The 17,644-nt window shown below is 71.6% G+C and carries 17 protein-coding genes; 9 read left to right on the top strand and 8 right to left on the bottom strand.

The window, feature by feature from the left end:
* The first annotated feature begins 70 nt into the window (after window positions 1-70).
* Both BN3788_RS13110 and BN3788_RS13105 read left to right on the top strand, forming a co-directional pair.
* Window positions 71-1,357, top strand: a complete 1,287-nt coding sequence (locus BN3788_RS13110) for an adenylosuccinate synthase (protein ID WP_066586703.1) — start codon at window positions 71-73, stop codon at window positions 1,355-1,357.
* A 1-nt stretch (window position 1,358) separates the two neighbouring features.
* On the top strand, window positions 1,359-1,862 hold the full coding sequence (locus BN3788_RS13105; protein ID WP_066586700.1) for a DUF6174 domain-containing protein: 504 nt from the start codon (window positions 1,359-1,361) through the stop codon (window positions 1,860-1,862).
* A 15-nt stretch (window positions 1,863-1,877) separates the two neighbouring features.
* Here BN3788_RS13105 and BN3788_RS13100 read toward each other — a convergent pair whose 3' ends face one another.
* Window positions 1,878-2,297 (bottom strand): hypothetical protein, encoded by a 420-nt coding sequence (locus BN3788_RS13100; protein WP_066586697.1) that lies wholly within the window; start codon window positions 2,295-2,297, stop codon window positions 1,878-1,880.
* 190 nt (window positions 2,298-2,487) lie between these two features.
* Between BN3788_RS13100 and BN3788_RS13095 the strand changes: the two genes are divergently transcribed.
* Complete coding sequence (locus BN3788_RS13095; RefSeq protein WP_066586691.1) at window positions 2,488-3,300, top strand: hypothetical protein; 813 nt, start codon at window positions 2,488-2,490, stop codon at window positions 3,298-3,300.
* 60 nt (window positions 3,301-3,360) lie between these two features.
* Here BN3788_RS13095 and BN3788_RS13090 read toward each other — a convergent pair whose 3' ends face one another.
* Window positions 3,361-5,058: a bifunctional 3'-5' exonuclease/DNA polymerase gene (locus BN3788_RS13090; protein WP_066586690.1), complete on the bottom strand. Its 1,698-nt coding sequence runs from the start codon at window positions 5,056-5,058 to the stop codon at window positions 3,361-3,363.
* A 100-nt stretch (window positions 5,059-5,158) separates the two neighbouring features.
* On the opposite strand from BN3788_RS13090, the gene BN3788_RS18720 reads away from it, so the two are divergent.
* Window positions 5,159-5,500 (top strand): nucleotidyltransferase family protein, encoded by a 342-nt coding sequence (locus tag BN3788_RS18720; protein ID WP_159066899.1) that lies wholly within the window; start codon window positions 5,159-5,161, stop codon window positions 5,498-5,500.
* Between the two features lie 49 nt (window positions 5,501-5,549).
* Here BN3788_RS18720 and BN3788_RS13080 read toward each other — a convergent pair whose 3' ends face one another.
* Entirely contained in the window at window positions 5,550-6,089 is a 540-nt protein-coding gene (locus BN3788_RS13080; protein WP_082812875.1) for a DUF6036 family nucleotidyltransferase, read from the bottom strand.
* Window positions 6,086-6,595, bottom strand: coding sequence for a helix-turn-helix domain-containing protein (locus tag BN3788_RS13075; protein WP_066586686.1), 510 nt, complete (start codon window positions 6,593-6,595; stop codon window positions 6,086-6,088). Before BN3788_RS13075 ends, BN3788_RS13080 begins: the two co-directional genes overlap by 4 nt.
* Window positions 6,596-7,286: 691 nt before the next feature.
* Here BN3788_RS13075 and BN3788_RS13065 point away from each other — a divergent pair.
* Both BN3788_RS13065 and BN3788_RS13060 read left to right on the top strand, forming a co-directional pair.
* Entirely contained in the window at window positions 7,287-7,565 is a 279-nt protein-coding gene (locus tag BN3788_RS13065; RefSeq protein ID WP_082812874.1) for a type II toxin-antitoxin system TacA family antitoxin, read from the top strand.
* Window positions 7,562-8,071 (top strand): GNAT family N-acetyltransferase, encoded by a 510-nt coding sequence (locus tag BN3788_RS13060; RefSeq protein ID WP_066586663.1) that lies wholly within the window; start codon window positions 7,562-7,564, stop codon window positions 8,069-8,071. Before BN3788_RS13065 ends, BN3788_RS13060 begins: the two co-directional genes overlap by 4 nt.
* 6 nt (window positions 8,072-8,077) lie before the next feature.
* On the opposite strand, the gene BN3788_RS13055 is transcribed toward BN3788_RS13060, so the two are convergent.
* The 4 genes from BN3788_RS13055 to BN3788_RS13040 all read right to left on the bottom strand — a co-directional run bounded on the left by BN3788_RS13055 (window position 8,078) and on the right by BN3788_RS13040 (window position 13,538).
* The gene (locus BN3788_RS13055; protein ID WP_066586660.1) at window positions 8,078-9,919 is read right to left on the bottom strand and encodes a tyrosinase family protein; all 1,842 of its coding nucleotides are present in this window, start codon (window positions 9,917-9,919) and stop codon (window positions 8,078-8,080) included.
* A gap of 132 nt (window positions 9,920-10,051) precedes the next feature.
* The gene (locus tag BN3788_RS13050; protein ID WP_066586657.1) at window positions 10,052-11,095 is read right to left on the bottom strand and encodes a hypothetical protein; all 1,044 of its coding nucleotides are present in this window, start codon (window positions 11,093-11,095) and stop codon (window positions 10,052-10,054) included.
* 509 nt (window positions 11,096-11,604) lie between these two features.
* Entirely contained in the window at window positions 11,605-12,021 is a 417-nt protein-coding gene (locus BN3788_RS13045) for a nitroreductase family deazaflavin-dependent oxidoreductase (RefSeq protein WP_066586653.1), read from the bottom strand.
* A gap of 23 nt (window positions 12,022-12,044) precedes the next feature.
* On the bottom strand, window positions 12,045-13,538 hold the full coding sequence (locus tag BN3788_RS13040) for a helix-turn-helix transcriptional regulator (protein WP_082812872.1): 1,494 nt from the start codon (window positions 13,536-13,538) through the stop codon (window positions 12,045-12,047).
* A gap of 130 nt (window positions 13,539-13,668) precedes the next feature.
* Here BN3788_RS13040 and BN3788_RS13035 point away from each other — a divergent pair, with 130 nt between their 5' ends.
* From BN3788_RS13035 to purD, 3 genes are all read left to right on the top strand, one after another.
* A complete protein-coding gene (locus tag BN3788_RS13035) occupies window positions 13,669-15,588 on the top strand; it encodes a phosphoenolpyruvate carboxykinase (GTP) (protein WP_082812871.1) in 1,920 nt (639 codons plus the stop codon).
* Between the two features lie 36 nt (window positions 15,589-15,624).
* Window positions 15,625-16,275 carry a GNAT family N-acetyltransferase gene (locus BN3788_RS13030; RefSeq protein ID WP_066586651.1) on the top strand — a complete coding sequence of 217 codons (651 nt, stop codon included), beginning with the start codon at window positions 15,625-15,627 and terminating at the stop codon, window positions 16,273-16,275.
* A gap of 65 nt (window positions 16,276-16,340) precedes the next feature.
* Window positions 16,341-17,639, top strand: a complete 1,299-nt coding sequence (purD, locus tag BN3788_RS13025; RefSeq protein ID WP_066586649.1) for a phosphoribosylamine--glycine ligase — start codon at window positions 16,341-16,343, stop codon at window positions 17,637-17,639.
* Window positions 17,640-17,644: the final 5 nt, after the last annotated feature.

The following is a 17,644-nucleotide window of genomic DNA, read 5'->3' as shown; positions in this document are numbered from 1 at the left end:
GGCCGCGAGCCTCGCTCGCACCGGACGTGCCGCGGATCGGACCGCTAGGCAGTGTGGAAAAGGTGATGCCATGCCGGCCGTCGTAGTTCTCGGAGCCCAGTGGGGCGACGAAGGCAAGGGCAAGGCGACCGATCAACTCGGCTCGCGCATCGACTACGTCGTGAAGTTCAACGGCGGCAACAACGCGGGCCACACCGTCGTCATCGACGGCGAGAAGTACGCGCTGCACCTGCTGCCCTCGGGGATCCTCTCCCCGGGCGTCGTGCCCGTGATCGGCAACGGCGTGGTCATCGACCTCGAGGTGCTGTTCCAGGAGATCGACGCCCTCGAGGCTCGCGGCGTGGACACCAGCCGCCTGCTGGTCAGCTCCGCCGCGCACGTCATCGCGCCGTACAACCGCACGCTCGACAAGGTCACCGAGCGGTTCCTCGGCAGCCGCAAGATCGGCACCACCGGTCGCGGTATCGGCCCCACGTACGCGGACAAGATCAACCGCGTGGGCATCCGCGTCCAGGACCTGTTCGACGAGAAGATCCTGCGGCAGAAGGTCGAGGGCGCCCTCGACCAGAAGAACCACCTGCTGGTGAAGGTCTACAACCGCCGGGCCATCACCGTCGACGAGACGGTCGAGGAGCTGCTCGGCTACGCCGAGCGCGTACGCCCGTACGTCGCCGACACCCCGCTGGTGCTGAACAAGGGCCTCGACGAGGGCAAGACTGTCGTGTTCGAGGCCGGCCAGGCCACGATGCTCGACATCGACCACGGCACCTACCCGTTCGTCACGTCGTCCTCCGCCACGGCGGGCGGCGCGTGCACCGGATCGGGCGTCGGACCCACCCGCATCGACCGCGTCGTCGGCGTCATCAAGGCGTACACGACGCGCGTCGGCGAGGGCCCGTTCCCCACCGAGCTGCTCGACGACATGGGCGAGCACCTGCGGCAGAAGGGCGGCGAGTTCGGCACCACGACGGGCCGCCCGCGCCGCACCGGCTGGTACGACGCCGTCGTCGCGCGGTACGCCGCCCGCGTCAACGGCCTCACCGACCTGGTGCTCACCAAGCTCGACACCCTGTCGGGCCTGGAGAAGATCCCTGTCGCTGTGGCCTACGACGTCGACGGGAAGCGCCACGACGAGATGCCGCTCGACCAGAGCGACTTCCACCACGCGAAGCCGGTCTACGAGGAGTTCGCCGGCTGGAGCGAGGACATCTCCGGCTGCCGGACGTTCGAGGACCTGCCCGTCAACGCGCAGCGGTACGTGCTCGCCCTGGAGGAGATCTCCGGGACGCGCATCTCCGCGATCGGCGTGGGCCCGGGTCGCGAGGCGACCATCCTGCGGCCCGACCTGCTGGGCTGACATGAGACGCCGACGAGCGCGCAGCCTGGCTGTCGCGCCCGTCGGCGCCCTCCTCGGTGCGGCGGCCCTCAGCGGCTGCACACCCTGGGGAGCGGCGGGCGAGCCGCCGCAGGGGCCGAACCCCAGCGAGGAGGACCTCGCGCAGGCCCGCGAACGGGGGGGGACCGCCGACATGGCCGACTACTCCTACGTGCTCGAGGGCACCTGCGGCGAGCAGCAGCTCGTGGGCCGCTGGGCTGTGCGCGTGACCGGCGGCGCCGTGGCCGAGGTCGCGTCCGAGATCCCCGACGGGTGGACGCCCACTGCCGAGCAGTACGAGGACATCCCCACCGTCCCCGACCTCTTCGACCGGCTCGAGGCCGCCGTCGCGGGCGACGGGAACGCACACGCCACCTTCAGCCCGCACTGGGGGCACCCGATGGCGCTCGTGCTCGACCCGATGCCCGCCGCCATCGACGACGAGACCTGCCTGACGGTCACCGCCGTCACACCGCGAGAACCGTGAACCCCGGGCGGCCGCTCAGGACGTGAACGTCCAGCCCGTGACCTCGGACAGCCGGCCGCGCCACGGGCCGAGCCACGTCTCCTGACCGCCCGGGCCCACCAGGCTCGCGTTCTCCAGATGGACGAACCCCGACGGGATGGCGCCGTGATCGGGCAGGCCCCGCTTGGCGTGCTCATCGGCCTGGATCGCAGCGCGCAGCCGGAACATGCCGAGCACCGCCTCGCCGAGCATCTCCTGGCCCGAGAAGCGGCTCATCTGCGTGGCCAGCCCCTCGAAGTGCCTGGCCACGCCCACCAGCCTGCCGCCGATGAGCCCCGCGGGAACTGTGAGGACGAGGCCCACCGTGACGCCCGTGGTGTCGGCCAGATGCACCAGGAACCCGAGCTCGGGGTCGACGTCCGACCCCTCGACCAGGCCCAGGCTCTCGTGCGTCATCGCCGTCGGTTCCTGCTCATGGGCTCACGGTAACCGTGCAGATGGGACGCACCGGACGATTCGGCCCGGGGTGGCCGTGCATCGCCCGTTCGGGCGTGTCTGATGCCCGCGCGGGTTCACCCGTCCGACGTCGGCGGCCGTTCGCGAGCGTCTGGGCGCGGAGTTAGCGTCGAAGGAAGGGGGCGAGGCCATGACTCCAGTTGTCGAGGGATTCGGACGCAACATCACCCGCCGCACCTACCCCGTCCGGGGCGTGCCGCTGATGCAGACCTTCTACCTGCGCTTCTCCCATGAGGACAGGCACATCGACGCCGTGGGCGTGGAGGTCGAGGTGCCGGACACCAACACGCTGACCATCGAGTACTTCGACGAGAGTCGCAACGACGAGTACTTCTACCGGGTCCAACACCAGGACCTCATCAACAGGCGGATCATCCTGGGGCAGATCGAGAGCGTGGCCAAGGCCAAGGAGACCCGCGAGCTGGACAAGCCGTCCGGTGACTACGTCTTCGTGCTCAGCGGCTTCGTCTTCTACTTCCGCGGCTCCGACCAGCACGTCGACCAGATCAAGCTGCTGGAGTCCGACGGGCGCCTGTCGGTGGCGTTCAACGACCAGGACGACAAGGAGACGTTCCTGTGGCGCGCGCAGTACGCCTGGGTGCCGCAGGACCTCATCCTGGGCGACCACCGGGCGACAGGCACCCGCGCGCGGGGCGGGGTGCGGAGGGCCATCCCGCCGGGCGTGCCTTTCATCCAGGGGTTCCACCTCAACTTCCGGCCGTACTTCACTCCCGGTTCGGACCACCACCTGCGGGAGATCGGCGTGCTCACCCGGTGGCCCACCGAGGACTTCATGGAGATCTACTACTCCGACCGCAACGGTGACGACGGCTTCGACTGGGAGGTCCGGCTCGCGTACCTGGCTGACCAGGGCTTCACAGCGCCGGAAGCCGCGGACCTCCAACTGCGGGAGTTCACCACTGCGGAGATCGAGGTCGAGTAGCCGGGGCTGCTTGTCGGGGCGCGGCGGCGATCGGCTCGACCGCGCGGTGAGGGGCTGTCATCACTTCGCCTGGTCGTAGCTGTCGACGACGGCGACTTGGAGGGCGAAGTCGACCGGGGAATCGCCGAAGAGGAGGCGGCCGGCCTCGACGGCGGCGTCGTGGATGGCGGTGGCGACCTCGTCGGCCACCGGCTCGGGGGAGTGGACCATCACCTCGTCGTGCAGGAAGAACACCAGATGCGGGCGGCCGTCGATCGCGCGGAGCCTGCGCCGCAAGGCCGCCATCCAGCACAGCGCCCACTCGGCGGCGGTGCCCTGCACCACGAAGTTGCGGGTGAACCGCCCCCAGGTCCGGGCCTGCTGCCGGGCGGCGCGGACGTCGGCGGGCCCCGCGCCCTCGGAGGACGCGGCGCGCAGCTCGGCCATGCGGGCCGCGTCGGGCACCGGCGAGGTGCGGCCCAGCCAGGTGGAGACCGGCTCGCCGCGCTCACCCGCGCGGGCGGCTGCCTCGACCAGTCCGACGGCGCGGGGGTACGCGCGCGTCAGACCCGGCATGAGCATCGCGCTGGCGCCCGTGGTGGCGCCGTAGATGGCGCCGAGCATCGCGTACTTGGCCTGCTCGCGGGTCTCGACGATGCCAGCGTCGACCACGCCCTGATACAGGTCCGCGTGCCGCCCGGCTGCCGCCATCGCGTCATCACCCGACATCGCGGCGAGCACCCGCGGCTCGAGTTGCGCGGCGTCGGCGACGACCAGCCGCCAGCCCGGATCGGCCCGCACCGCTCCACGGATGCTCGTCGGGAGTTGCAGCGCCCCGCCGCCGCTCGACGCCCACCGGCCCGTCACGACGCCAGCCGGCACGTAGTCGGGCCGGAACCGGCCGTCACGCACCCACTGCTCCATCCACGCCCAGCCGTTGGCGCTGAGCAGCCTTGCGAGCTTCTTGTACTCCAGCAGCGGTGCGGCCACCGGATGATCGAGCCCTTGGATGTCCCACTTGCGGGTTGACTCCACGTCGAGCCCCGCCGCCCGCATCCCGCGCAGCAGGTCCTGCTGCGAGTCGAGGTTCAGCGCGGGCTGGCTCAAAGCAGTGCGCACCTCGGCGGCCAGGGCCTCCAGGCGGCTCGGACGGCCGCCGCCGGCGGGACGCGATCCGAGTTCGCGGGTCAGCAGCTCGTGGTGGACGGCGACATCCCACGGCAGGCCGTCGTGGCGCATCTCGGCGGCGATCAGGGCGCCCGTCGACTCGGCGGCCAGCAGCAGGCGGAGGCGGCCCGGATCGTCCGCGCCAGCGACCGCCGCGAACTGGCGTTGGAGCTCGGCGAGCGGGTCGGAGTCGTCCGGAGCGTCCTCATCGGTGGCGGCGTGGGCGGCGGGCGTGGAGGCGAGCCTCGGGTCGTCGAACAGGCTCACCTCGACCGCCTTCGGCTCGCCGGGCGACGGCGCATCCCATCGGCCCGGCGCTGACTGCGCGAGCTCGGAGTCCCGCGTCAACACACTGCGGCGCAGGATCGTGTGGCATAACCGCAGGTCATGGCAGCGCTCGACCCGGGCCCCGGCGGCCAGCAGCGGCGGATACCAGCGGGCGGTGTCGTCCCACACCCAGCGGGGACGCTCGGCCTCACGGGCGGCGACCGCGGCGGGGAGGGCGGCCCGCGGCACATCTGCGCGGGCGAGTGGCTGGCCGTCGTCGGTGACGTCCTGCAGCACGACCACGTCCCGTAGGCGCGGATGGTCGAGCACGACGGTCAGGGGCACGGTCCATTGTCGGGGGCGGCACTGACATGCATGTCCCCGCGCTTGAGCGTCCTCACGAACGTGAGGCGACGCGCGCCATCAAGGCGCTAGCGTGCCGCGGGTGAACCGCTCCGGGGTGTCCCGCGTGCGTCCGTCAGAAGCCCTGGCGGCGCATCGCGCCGAGGTACTGGCGGCGATCGCCCATCACGGTGGGGCCGATGCCCAGGTCTTCGGGTCCGTTGCGCGGGGGAGTGACACGGTCGACTCTGACCTTGACCTCATCGTCACGTTTCCTCGGGGCTTCGACCTGGTTGATCTTCTCGACCTGACCGATCATCTTCAGCAGATCACCGGCGTGCGAGTGCACATCATCTCGGGGCGCATCGAAGGGCCCATCGTCGAGCGCGCCAGACGCGAAGCGGTGGCGCTGTACAGCCCAGCCCGGACTTGCCGAGATCCGTAGTGTGGCTCGCGGAGACGTTGGCGATGAGTCGTGACGAGGCGTGGAGCCGTCAGGCGGGTGACGATCTGACCCAGGCGACGAGTCGTCGTCGGTGTGCTGGTGGCAGCGTCGTCATCTCGAGTCGCTGGACCAGCGTCTCGGCCGAGAGCAGCCCGTGGGTCATCAGGGCGTGGACGAAATCCAAGTCCTTTGCCCGGAACGCCGCGAGCTTCGAGACGGCCAGATCGTGAGGTTCGAGGCAATGAGCCCGTGCGGGCTCCGACGAGTAGGACTGCCACACCACGATTCGTTCGCGCCATCCGTCCGGCAGCACGACGAGGCCGTCGATCTCGACACCCTGCGCGTAGTAGCCGTACATCTGATGGAAGGCGGAGTCCTCGCCGATCGCGCCGTCGACGGCGAGGGCCTTCTCCTCTGCGTCCGGCCCGAAGAAGGAGACGTCGGCCTCGATGGAGCCGACCGCCTCGTCGGGCAAGTCATCCTCGTCGTAGGAGCCAAGGATCGATTGGGAGCCGACGATCACGACTTCCCTGTCGTTCGCGATGGTGGATGCCGCACGCAAGAGGTGCGACAGATCGGAGCGCTTCATCGGGACGCCGCGAGAACGGCGGCTCGTTCGGACTCGTCCAGGACCCCTGCGAACGGCGAGTTCTGGCGTAGCTCGCGTCCGCGTGGGCTGGGCGAGGTCAGTGCGAGCAGCAGTTCGTCGAGTGGGCCATCGATGAGTCGTTGCCACTGGGCCAGCCACTGGGCGCTCTGTCCACGGACGTGCTGGGCCCGAAGCCGGTCGAGGTTCGCGCGGCCGAGGGACAACGCCGTCTCGGGCTCCTGGACGATCTTCCCGGCGATGGCGTACCCGAGTCGCAGCGAACGGCGCTGGTCGGCCGACATGCGGCGGGTGGAGAAGCGCGCGCGTTCCACGTCGGATCGGCGGATGCGTCGATGCGTGCCAGACGTCTCATAGGGCAGGTCGCCCCGCTCTGCCATGTTGACGACCTGCTGGCGCGAGACACCGAGCAGCGTCGCTGCCTCACCGGTGGTGAGCAGCTCGTCGCTGTCGCCCCGTACGGCTTCCTCATAGACCAGTGTGCGCATGCCTCAAGGGTAGGCCATCCACCAAAAACACAACAGGTCGCATCTCAGTTGGGTTGTTTGTGGTTAGGGCGTCAGCCAAAGCAGGCCTCCGTGATAGCTCGTGACGGTATAGGGATCAACAAGAGTCGGGTTGCCGACGTGTGTCGCTCCTGAGGGGTGGCGTTCGTCGTTCGGAGGAGCGAGCGGCCTGGCACACTCGCGGCGTGATCAGTGCTCCTGTTGGGTTCGTTGATATTGCAGCCCGAGCCAAATTGGAGCGCTGTCGGCGGCTTGGGGCGGCTCGTCGTGGATATGACGTTCGGGGTCGTCTTCCTGGCTCCGGTCCTCGCGCTCGCGGGCCTGGTGGAGGCGGTTGCCGTCTGGCTCGCATTCCGTTCTTCCCGCGGCTCGGCCAGGGCAGGTGTGGCCGCAGCGGGAGTCGGGGGCGCAGTGCTGTACATCGGCCTGTCCTCCCCTGGGCGGCGGGCGGTCGACCTGCTCGGGTACGGCGCGATCAGCCTGGTCGTCGGGGTCATTGCCGCGTGGTTGACCAGCCGTGACTTGTCGCGCCTCCCTGCGCTGGGTGGCTGGGTTCAGGGCATGCGAGACCTGCGCGAGCGGTCGGTCGCGGCCGGACCCTCTGACCAGGGGGACTCTGATCTGAGCGCCGATCTTCCTCGACGTGGGCGTACAACAGGCGTACGGTCGGGGTATGAGTGCTGCGACCAAGGATGAACGCCTCGCGTTGCGTCTGACCAGTGACCAGAAGGCGACCATCACCGCTGCCGCCGACGTGCTCGGTCGCTCCGTGACGGACTTCGCCATCCAGACAACCGTCGAGCGGGCCAACGAGGTGCTGGCAGATCAGCGGGTCTTTCATGTGCCGGCGGCGCGACGTGAGGAGTTCGAACGGCTGCTGGATGCGCCTGTCACCCCGAACCGTGGGCTGACTGAGCTGTTCGCCAAGCCATCGGTGTTCAAGACCCGGTGACCGGCTTCTTCGCTCCCGAGCCCCTCGCCGACCAACACAGGCTGGACGGCTTCACGTGCGGCGTGGAGTCGCTGGACGACTGGCTCGTCAAACGGGCGCGCTCCAACTCGGTGTCCGGTGCCTCGCGCGTGTTCGTGGTGTGCGACGACTCAGACACCGTCGTGGCGTACTACTCCCTGTCGACCGGATCGATCGTGCGGAAGACGCTCCCGCGCGTACGTCGGCATGGGTCGCCTGATCCCGTGCCCGTCCTGATGATCGGCCGCTTCGCCGTCGCCAGCGCGCACCAGGGCGCCGGTCTTGGGCGGTCGTTGCTCCAGGATGCGCTGATCCGCTGCGCGCGCCTCCTGGACGAGGTGGCGTTCATGTTCGTCCTCGTGCACCCGGTCGACGACGATGCCGACAGGTTCTGGCGGCGGTTCGGGTTCGGGCCGGCGCCCACGGAGGAGCCGATGCTCCTGCTGCCTATCGCCGACATCACAGCAGTTGCTGAGCGAGCACGCTGAGCGCGGTCAGTCGTCCTCCCAGAGGAACGTGAGGCGGCTGCCGGGGCGGATCCACTCCATGTCGGCGACGCGGAAGACGATGCGCCGGCCGGGGACGGCCTTGTGGAAGATGAACTGGCCGTCGCCGAGCTCGTCGACGCGGTGCTGGGTGGTGGCGCGGGAGAGGGCGCCCTCGGTGTCGAGCATCGTCCAGTCCGGCAGGCGGATGCCCTTCCACCAGGAGACGTCGGGGCCGAGTTGGAGGACGACCTCGATGTGGTCGGCGTCGGTGGCGTCGCCCTCGACGGTGAGGCGGACGACGTCGTGGGTGGAGAGCCGTTTGCCGGTCAGGAGGGTGGCCCAGGCGGCGGCCAGGCCGTCGCGCTCGAACGTGTACTCGTCGTAGGGCGGTGGACGGAGGACAGCCCGGTCGATAGGGCGCAGCGGCCGTGGCGTGCCGGGCTCACCCTGGGCGCCGGGGCCCCAGGGGCGGGGGGCGCGTTCCGACGAGCCGGGGCGCGGCAGGCCGTTCCAGGGAGACATGGTGGAGCGGATCTCGCGTCCGGCCGTGGCCCCCTGCCGGGCCAGGGCGGCGTCGTAGCGGGCGTCGTAATGCTCCTGCGTCTCGCCCGGGAAGGGCTCGGTGTCGGTGGCGACCTCCACCTTCCCGTCGAGGAGCTGTCCGTAGGCCCACGCCGGCTCCAGTCGCCAGGGCGGCTCGGCGCGGGCGTCGAATCCGGCAGGGCTGAGCTGCCAGCTGGCCCAGAGCCGGTCGACGTTCGAGTGCAGCAGGAAGACGAACGGGTCCTCGAATGAGGAGTGCGCGGCGTCGCTCGTCCTACCGCCGCCGATCGCCCCGCCGATGAACCGGTGGATCAGCCCGTGGTCGATGTACAGCCTGCGCCAGAACCGTTCGAACGCCACGCCGGGCCGGGGAGCCGGCGCCCCGACGCGGTCGAACAGGAAGGGGCGGAGCAGGTCCTCGTCGGTGTGGACGCGCATGGCCTCGTCGACGCCGGGCAGGATTTCAGATGACCCCGGGGGCCACAGCTCGTCGCGCTCGGCCATCGTCACCTCCCGGGGCCCGTGCCCAGACACGGGCAGTGCCCGCGTGATCCTCGGCGGTGGGAGGTCCGCCGGAAACGGCACGCTCCGGAAGTGACCGTCCTTGGTGACGTAGCGGTTGGGTGGGTCGGGACGGTAGAAGCCCCCCTCCAGGAACGGCGAACCGATCGTGCCGTTCGCGCCCATGAAGCCCTCGTCGAAGAGGTTGACGAGACCGCCCTGGCCGTCCGGCGCTCGCTCCGGGTGCGTGGTCCAGTCCCAGTAGTGCAGGGCGAGAGTCGGGTCGATCTGCTGCAGCTGCGCCTCGAACTCGTTGACCAGCGCACGGTGCCACGCGAGGAACGTGGCCTCGTCGTGGACATGGGTGGCCTGGTGGACCTCGTCCTGCTTGAACCAGATGGACACCGGGTCGGCCGGGCCGGTGGGCACCGGGTAGTGGCGGTGGTTCAACTCGAGAATCGCGTCGCGCAGCCGTCGCCGTTCCTCGGCGCCCACGGTGGCCGCATCCCGGCGGACCGGCTGTGGGGCCAACGGTGGCAGGTCCTCGCAGCGGGGCAGCGAGTCGAGGTTGTTCGCTGGATCCGCGTCTGGGTCGGTGCGCAGGTAGGCCCCGTCTGGGTCCCGCACAACACGGACGCTGGCGGCCCGAGGGCCGGCGTCGACCAGGTAGGTGTGGCGGCGCGCGTCGACGTCGTCGATCACCTGGCCGACGGAGACCACCGGCGCGCCCGGCTCGCCCAGGCACAGCGCGAGCGTGACGCCGTTGCGATCACGGACAGCTCCGCGGATGTGTCGGACGCCCATACCGCAGCCTCACCCTGCATGGCCCATGCGGCAAGAGTTAGCGCGCCTTCGCGGGCGTTCGAACACTCATACACGACCGTTTCGTCGTGCCAAACGCTACCGTTCTGCGCCTCGACGGCTTCCGGACGGCGTTCAGTCCAGCGGCCGGATGGCGGTGGCCTCCGCGGCAGCGGGGGTCTCGAAGGCCAGCCGGTACGTCTCCACGACAGCCTCCTGGGCTCCGCCCAAGTCATGCTCCAAGGCGTCGCGCACGATCCGCGCGTGGGCGTCGTCCAGTTCCGGGGGCTCCGACGGGTACGGCCGCACGCGCACGTCGAGCTCGAAGGCCCGGCGGATCACGGGGCCGAACCGGCAGACCGGCGCCGGGCACCACACGTCGAGGGTGCCCGTCCCGTCGTCCACGGTGATGCGGGCGCCGTCGCCCGAGCCCACCAGGCTGACCACGCGGGCCTGGATGGTGCCGGACGCCTCAGCGCCCGCGCCCGCCTCCAGCAGCAGCGTGCCGACGGTGGTGGTGGCGCCCTGCGGGTAGCGGTCGTGCGCGGTGACGCCGTCGGCGGCGAGCCAGTGGGCCGGCCACAGGCGCACGTCCTCGTCCAGCACCACCCGGTCGCCGAGGCCCGGCAGGGGCAGCGCCCGCGCGAGCAGGGCCTCCTGGTACTCCGGCCATCGGCCGTCGGGGTCGAACTCGTAGTGCACGCGGCCCAGGACGCGGTGCTCGCGCACCTCGCCGAGCTCGATCATCGCGGCCATCAGGTCCAGGTATGCGGCGAGGTCCGCCGCCACCACCGTGAACGCCGAGCCGGCGAACGCCCAGTCCAGACATGCGCCGCCGGGCTGGCCCGGTGCGTCGAGCTCGACGAACAGGAAGCTGTGGCTCTCGTAGCACACCGGGAACAGCAGCTGCGGTGTCATCCCCGGGAAGTCGTCGCGGTGCGACACCCACGTGCTGAGGGCGAGCTCGGGAGCGGTCAGGGCGGGATGCGGAGCGACGACGAGGGACGTCGGGTCGACGCGCCGCCACAGCGTCTCCAGCTGCTCGGGGAGTCGCAGCGGGTGGATCGTCGCGTTGGCCTGCGCGATCAGGGCGTCGACGTCGGCGCTGGGTGGGCGGAGCGGTGGGAGGCCTGCGGACGCGTACGCCGCGGTGAGCCGGTCGATCGCCGTGTCGATCATGCGCCTCTCCTTGGCACTCCCGGGGCCGGCAGGCACCCAGTGGGCGGGCCAGCGCGAACAGGATGTCGGGTGGGAGCGTGGTCAGGCAGGCGAAACCGGAGAGTTACCCCGGTTGGCCGCATGGTGGCGGCCATCCGCGCCCGGAATCACGAATCGCCTGACAGCGCGGAGGCGGTGCGGTACACAGGCCCGCAACCGGATCGCCAGCCGCTGTGCGCAGGAGAGGACCTATGGACGCTCACTTCGGCAGTGCGCGAGCCCCACTGCCGCGCTGGCGTCTTCAGGCGCGTCAGCGTGCGGCGGGCTGGGGTCCGGTCGCGGCATGGCTGCTGGGGCTGTGGGGCGTTGGCGAGCTCATCAGGTGGGGGAACCGCTGGTATCTCGCGGAACGGGTCTACGCCACGGTTCCTGCCGAGACTGTGGCGGATTGGCAGGGGAAGTACGACTTGCTGCACAAGGCGCATTCGACGCTGGTCTTCGCGCTCGTCTTGCTGCTGCTCGCAGGTGTGTCAGCCGCTCTGGCGGCCGCCGCGCGCCGGTCGCTCCCACGCGGCGGCCAGCTCGATGTAGTCGTCGACCCGCAGCGCCCGTAGCGCCACCCGGACCCACCAGGGCATCAGGCGGGCGCCCGTCGCGCCGTGCAGCAGGACGGGGTCGACGAGTGCTGTCGTCCGCCCGCCCTGCACCAGGCGCGCCCGCCCGGCGGCGAGGACGTTCCGCAGCCAGTCGACGTCGGGGCCGTAGGTGAGGGCGATGGCGACGCCGCGCGCGGTGCGGAACGCCATGACGGGTGTCGCCCGTGGGATGCCCGAGCGGCGGCCGACGTGGTGGATGACGGCGAGCGGCGGCATGCGCACCGCCAGCGGGCCGAGCACGCGGTTCGTGACTCGGCGGTTGACCGGGGTGATCCAGCGGGGGATCGGCACCCTCCGACGCTAGCGGGCCGGGGTCACCGGGTGTTCGAGTGCCGGTCCAGGAACGCGTACACCTCTGCGTCGTCCACCCCCGGGAACGTCCCTTGGGGCAGCGGCGCGAGCACTTGGGCGTGCATGCGGGCACTGGGCCACGACTGGTCGGCCCACCGGGTGGCGAGCTCCGGGTCGGGGCGGCGGCAGCACGAGGCGTCGGGGCAGCGCGATGTCGTCCGCAGCGTGGTGTCGCGGCCGCGGAACCACTTGGCGTGGGCGAACGGGACGCCAACGGTGATGGAGAACTCCCCGGAGTCGGCGGTGCCCGTCTGGGCGGTGCACCAGAACGTTCCCGCCGGGGTGTCGGTGTACTGGTGGTACTCGGTGGTGCGGTCGCGGCTGGTCAGCGCGGCGCGGGCGGCCCAGTGCTGGCACACATGTTGGCCCTCGATGGCGCCCGTCGGGTCGGTGGCGAAGCCGACGCCGTCGTTCTCGTAGCCGCGGGTCAGCGCCCCCGCGTCGTCGACGCGCAGGAAGTGCACGGGCAGGTCGAGGCCGCTGGTCGCGAGGTTGGTGAACCGGTGCGCGGCGGCCTCGTGGGTCACGCCGAACGCGTCGCGGAAGTCCTCGATGGCCAGGTCTTTCGATCGCTTCGCGGCGCCCAGGTGCTCCAGGGCGGCGCTGCGGGGCATGAGGCAGGCGGCCGCGAAGTAGGTGATCTCGAGCCGCTGCCGCAGGAAGTCCGCATACGACTCGGGCCGCACGTGGCCGAGCACCCGGTGCGCGATGGCCTGCAGTGCGAGGGACCGCAGCCCGTGGCCGCCGGGGATCGACGCGGGCGGCAGGTAGATGCGGCCCGACGCGAGGTCGGTGACGGTGCGGGTGGAGTGCGGCAGGTCGCTGACGTGCAGGATCTTGAAGCCGAGCTGCTCGGCCATCCGCGCCACGGCCCGGTGGGTCAGGGCGCCCACGGTGTACCCGGCGGCGCGGGCCATCCGCTCGCCGATGTCGTCGATGTCCGGCAGGCAGTTGTCGCGCTCGCGCATCCACAGGCGCAGCTCGGTGTTGGCGCGGCGGGCCTCCTCGGGGGTGGCGATGGACTCGTTCACGCGGCGCGCGAGCTCGTCGTGCAGGCCGACGAGGGCTTCGAGGGCCTCGGTGGGCACCGAGCGGCCGGGGCGGACGGCGGGCAGTCCGAGGCCGGTGTACAGCGATGTGCGCTGGGCCCTGTCGAGGGCGATCTCCAGTGCGGCGCGCCTGTTGGGCGGCTCGGCGGCGAGCAGGTCGGCCATGTCCACGTCGAGCGCGGCGGCGATCTCCTGGAGGAGCGACAACCGGGGCTCGCGGTGGCCGTTCTCGATCAGGGAGAGCTGGCTCGCGGCCGATCCGGTGGCCTGCGCGAGCTGGTCCAGGGTGAGTGACCGCGCGGTGCGGAAGTGGCGGATCCGTCGGCCCAGCGTGAGCAGGTCCCCGGTGCGCGGCTTGCCGGGGCTCGGGAGGTCGGAGCGTCGCGAGACAGGGGGTCGAGAGCTCATCTGTTGACACTAGCGAAAGAACCGCAGTTCTTGACGGTCTGTTGCGGTTGAAGATGGTTCAGACCTGGCGAAGTGTGGGAAAGGACGAGGCCAACGCCCCGCCCATCGCCCGCCAAGGAGGCCGATCTCCATGACCCTCACCGATCCCGTCCTCGCCAGCGCGACCCGCGTGCGGCTCAGCGCCGCGACGCCCGGCGCCACGCCAGCCTCGACGCTGCGGATCGACATCGGCGCGCCCACCCGGCACGCCGCCCTGCTCGCCTGGGTGGCGCGCATCGCAGCGCTGACCGAGCCCGACGCCGTCGTGTGGGTGGACGGCTCCGCCGAGCAGCAGCAGGAACTCATTGATGGCATGGTCGAGGGCGGCACGCTCCTCCCACTCAACCCCGCACTGCGCCCGAACAGCTACCTGGCGCGCTCCGACCCGCACGATGTCGCGCGCGTCGAGGACCGCACGTTCATCTGCTCGGTGGACCGCGCCGACGCCGGCCCCACCAACAACTGGCGTGAGCCGCGCGCCATGCGGGCCGAGTTGTCCGGGCTGTTCGCGGGCGCCATGCGCGGGCGCACCATGTACGTCGTCCCGTTCTCGATGGGTCCCATCGGCGGCCCCATCTCGCAGATCGGCGTCGAGCTCACCGACTCGCCGTACGTGGTGGCGAGCATGGCGGTGATGACGCGCGTGGGCTCGGCGGTGCTCGACGAGCTCGGGGAGGACGGGGACTTCGTGCCCGCCGTGCACTCCGTCGGCGCGCCCCTGGTCGACCGCGACGGTGAGCCGGTCGACGACGTGCCGTGGCCATGCAACGCGACCAAGTACATCGTGCAGTTCCCGGAGACCCGCGAGATCTGGTCCTACGGCTCCGGGTACGGCGGCAACGCGCTGCTCGGCAAGAAGTGCTTCGCGCTGCGGATCGCCTCCGTGATGGCCCGCGACGAGGGCTGGCTGGCCGAGCACATGCTGGTGCTGCGCGTCACCGACCCCGCCGACCGGGTGCTCCATGTGGCGGCGGCGTTCCCGTCGGCCTGCGGCAAGACGAACCTGGCGATGCTGCGCCCGACGATCCCCGGCTGGAAGGTCGAGACGATCGGCGACGACATCGCCTGGATGCGCCCCGGCGGCCCCGGAACCGATGGTCGCCTGCGCGCCATCAACCCTGAGGCCGGGTTCTTCGGCGTGGCGCCCGGCACCGGCCCGGCGACCAACCCCACGGCCATCGAGATGCTGCGCTCCGACGTCATCTTCACCAACGTGGCGCTCACCGACGACGGCGACGTGTGGTGGGAGGGCCTCACCGAGCAGCCGCCCGCGCACCTCATCGACTGGCGGGGCCAAGACTGGACGCCTGACGCCGGCATGCCCGCCGCGCACCCCAATTCGCGGTTCACCGTCGCGGCTGATCGGTGCCCCTCGATCGCGGACGACTGGGACTCGCCCGACGGCGTCGCCATCGACGCGATCCTCTTCGGCGGCCGGCGCGCCACCAACGTGCCGCTCGTGACACAGGCCCGCGACTGGACCCATGGCGTGTTCATGGGCGCGACGATCTCCTCGGAGAAGACCGCCGCCGCCGAGGGGACAGTCGGCGAGCTGCGCCGCGACCCCTTCGCCATGCTGCCGTTCTGCGGCTACACGATGAGCGACCACTGGGGGCACTGGCTCGACCTGGGCGCCCGGCTCGCCGCCGAGGGCGTGGAACTGCCCGCGATCTTCCAGGTCAACTGGTTCCGCAAGGGTGACGATGGGCGCTTCCTCTGGCCCGGATTCGGGGAGAACTCCCGGGTGCTCGCCTGGACGCTGGGCCGGATCACGGGGGACTCCCAGGCCGTCGAGTCGCCCGTCGGCCTCGTGCCAGCGGCCGGGGCGCTCGCGTTGGACGGCCTGGACCTGCCCGCGCAGGACGTCGCTGCGCTGTTCGACATCGACCCGGCGTCGTGGTTGGACGAGTGCGACCTGACCGAGGAGTTCTTCGCCCAGTTCGAGGACCGCCTGCCGCCGGCGATGACCGCCGAGCTCGACGCGCTGCGAGGGAGGCTCCGCGACGCCTGAGGGCCGACCACGCGCGGTCCCGCTACGGTCGAGCGCATGAGCCCCGCCGCACCGGACGCCGAGCCGGACGTCCCCGCCACCGCCCCCGACGGACGCGACCTGCTGGGCCCGGTGGTGGAGTTGCGCCTGCTGTCCGCCGAGGACGCGCCCGCGCTGTTCCGGGCGCTCGACGACGCACGGGTGTGGGCGTCCGGGTACAGCGGCGGCCCGGGCAACCGCCCGCCGAACGTCGGCGGCGCGGAGCGTTGGATCTCCCGCCTGTTGGCCGTCCCCGGCCTCACGCCGTACGCGGTGCGCACCACCGCGGAGTCTGAGCTCGGGCCCGCGGGCACCCTGGTGGGCGCCAGCGCGCTGGGCGACGTGGACCTGCCCAACCGGCGCCTGCACCTGGGCTGGACGGCGTACACCCCCGACGCGTGGGCCGGCCTGGTGAACCCGGCGTCGAAGCTGCTGCTGCTGCGGCACGCGTTCGAGGACTGCCACATGCACCGCGTGAAGCTGCAGACAGACGCGATCAACCTGCGCTCGCAGGCCGCCATCGCGCGTCTCGGGGCCGTCCGTGAGGGCGTGCTGCGCGAGCATGTGCGCCGCGCGGACGGCACCTGGCGCGACACCGTCGTGTTCTCGATCCTGGCGGAGGAGTGGCCCCGCGTGCGGGCCCGGCTGGAGTCGCGGATCGTGGACTGAGCGGGCTCGATCGCGCGGCGGACGCCCCCACGGGTGGGCGCCCGCGCCGGTTAGGCTCCAGGACCGTGAAGATCCTCGTCGTCGGCACCGGTGCTCGTGAGCACGCCCTCGTCCGCTCCCTGGCGGCAGACCCGCAGGTCACCGCCCTGCACGCCGCTCCGGGCAACCCCGGCATCGGCGCGCTCGCGCAGCTCCACCCGGTGGACGCGCTCGACGGTGAGGCCGTCGCCGCGCTCGCCGCCGAGCTGGGCGTCGACCTGGTGGTCGTGGGCCCCGAGGCGCCACTGGTCGCCGGGGTGGCGGATGCCGTCCGCTCCGCGGGGATCCCCGTCTTCGGCCCCAGCGCCGCGGGTGCGCGGCTCGAGGGCTCGAAGGCCTTCGCCAAGGAGGTCATGGCCGCCGCGGGTGTGCCCACCGCCGAGCCGCGCGTGGTCACCAGCGCCGACCAGATCGCCGACGCGCTCGACGCCTTCGGCGCTCCGTACGTGGTCAAGGACGACGGGCTGGCCGCCGGCAAGGGCGTCGTGGTGACGTCCGACCGTGACGAGGCCCTGGCCCACGCGCTCGCGTGCCTGGACAAGGCCGACGGCCGGGTTGTCATCGAGGACTACCTCGACGGGCCCGAGGTCTCCCTGTTCGTGCTCTCCGACGGCTCGACGGTGGTCCCGCTGGTGCCGGCGCAGGACTTCAAGCGCGCGCTCGATGGCGACCAGGGCCCCAACACCGGTGGCATGGGCGCGTACTCGCCGCTGCCGTGGGCTCCCGAGGGCCTGGTGGACGAGGTCGTGGCGCAGGTCGCGCAGCCGACCATCGACGAGATGCGGCGACGCGGCATGCCGTTCGTGGGCGTGCTGTACGTGGGCCTCGCGCTGACGTCGCGCGGCACCCGTGTGGTGGAGTTCAACGCCCGGTTCGGCGATCCGGAGACGCAGGTGGTGCTCGCCCGGCTCGCGACACCGCTGGCCGGCGTGCTGAGGGCCGCCGCCACCGGCGCCCTCGACACTCTGCCGCCGCTCGAGTGGCGCGACGACGCCGCCGTGACCGTCGTGGTCGCGTCGCACGGCTACCCGGGCTCTGTCCGCTCCGGCGACCCGATCACCGGCATCGAGGACGCGGAGGCGATCGACGGGGTGCACGTGCTGCACGCCGGGACCGCGCTGCGCCAGGCGCCCGCCGGGGACGACGACGCGGCACTGCGCGAGGCGCAGCTCGTCGCGGCGGGGGGCCGGGTGCTCACCGTCGTGGGCGTCGGCGCGGATCTGACCGCCGCTCGGGCCGCCGCCTATGCGGGCGTGGAGCGCATCGACCTGCCGGGGTCGCACCACCGCACGGACATCGCGCAGGCGGCCGCCGCGGGGGAGTGAGCCCC

The organism is Cellulomonas timonensis (assembly GCF_900046455.1).
Taxonomy (GTDB): Bacteria; Actinomycetota; Actinomycetes; order Actinomycetales; family Cellulomonadaceae; genus Cellulomonas_A; species Cellulomonas_A timonensis.
This window is presented reverse-complemented; position numbering and strand designations above follow the sequence as displayed.

Excerpts from the sequence above, each read along its gene's own strand:
- BN3788_RS13110 (WP_066586703.1), top strand. The coding sequence starts at position 71 with ATGCCGGCCGTCGTAGTTCTCGGAGCCCAGTGGGGCGACGAAGGCAAG.
- BN3788_RS13105 (WP_066586700.1), top strand. The coding sequence starts at position 1,359 with ATGAGACGCCGACGAGCGCGCAGCCTGGCTGTCGCGCCCGTCGGCGCC.
- BN3788_RS13100 (WP_066586697.1), bottom strand. The coding sequence starts at position 2,297 with ATGACGCACGAGAGCCTGGGCCTGGTCGAGGGGTCGGACGTCGACCCC.
- BN3788_RS13095 (WP_066586691.1), top strand. The coding sequence starts at position 2,488 with ATGACTCCAGTTGTCGAGGGATTCGGACGCAACATCACCCGCCGCACC.
- BN3788_RS13080 (WP_082812875.1), bottom strand. The coding sequence starts at position 6,089 with ATGAAGCGCTCCGATCTGTCGCACCTCTTGCGTGCGGCATCCACCATC.
- BN3788_RS13075 (WP_066586686.1), bottom strand. The coding sequence starts at position 6,595 with ATGCGCACACTGGTCTATGAGGAAGCCGTACGGGGCGACAGCGACGAG.
- BN3788_RS13065 (WP_082812874.1), top strand. The coding sequence starts at position 7,287 with ATGAGTGCTGCGACCAAGGATGAACGCCTCGCGTTGCGTCTGACCAGT.
- BN3788_RS13055 (WP_066586660.1), bottom strand. The coding sequence starts at position 9,919 with ATGGGCGTCCGACACATCCGCGGAGCTGTCCGTGATCGCAACGGCGTC.
- BN3788_RS13050 (WP_066586657.1), bottom strand. The coding sequence starts at position 11,095 with ATGATCGACACGGCGATCGACCGGCTCACCGCGGCGTACGCGTCCGCA.
- BN3788_RS13040 (WP_082812872.1), bottom strand. The coding sequence starts at position 13,538 with ATGAGCTCTCGACCCCCTGTCTCGCGACGCTCCGACCTCCCGAGCCCC.
- BN3788_RS13035 (WP_082812871.1), top strand. The coding sequence starts at position 13,669 with ATGACCCTCACCGATCCCGTCCTCGCCAGCGCGACCCGCGTGCGGCTC.
- BN3788_RS13030 (WP_066586651.1), top strand. The coding sequence starts at position 15,625 with ATGAGCCCCGCCGCACCGGACGCCGAGCCGGACGTCCCCGCCACCGCC.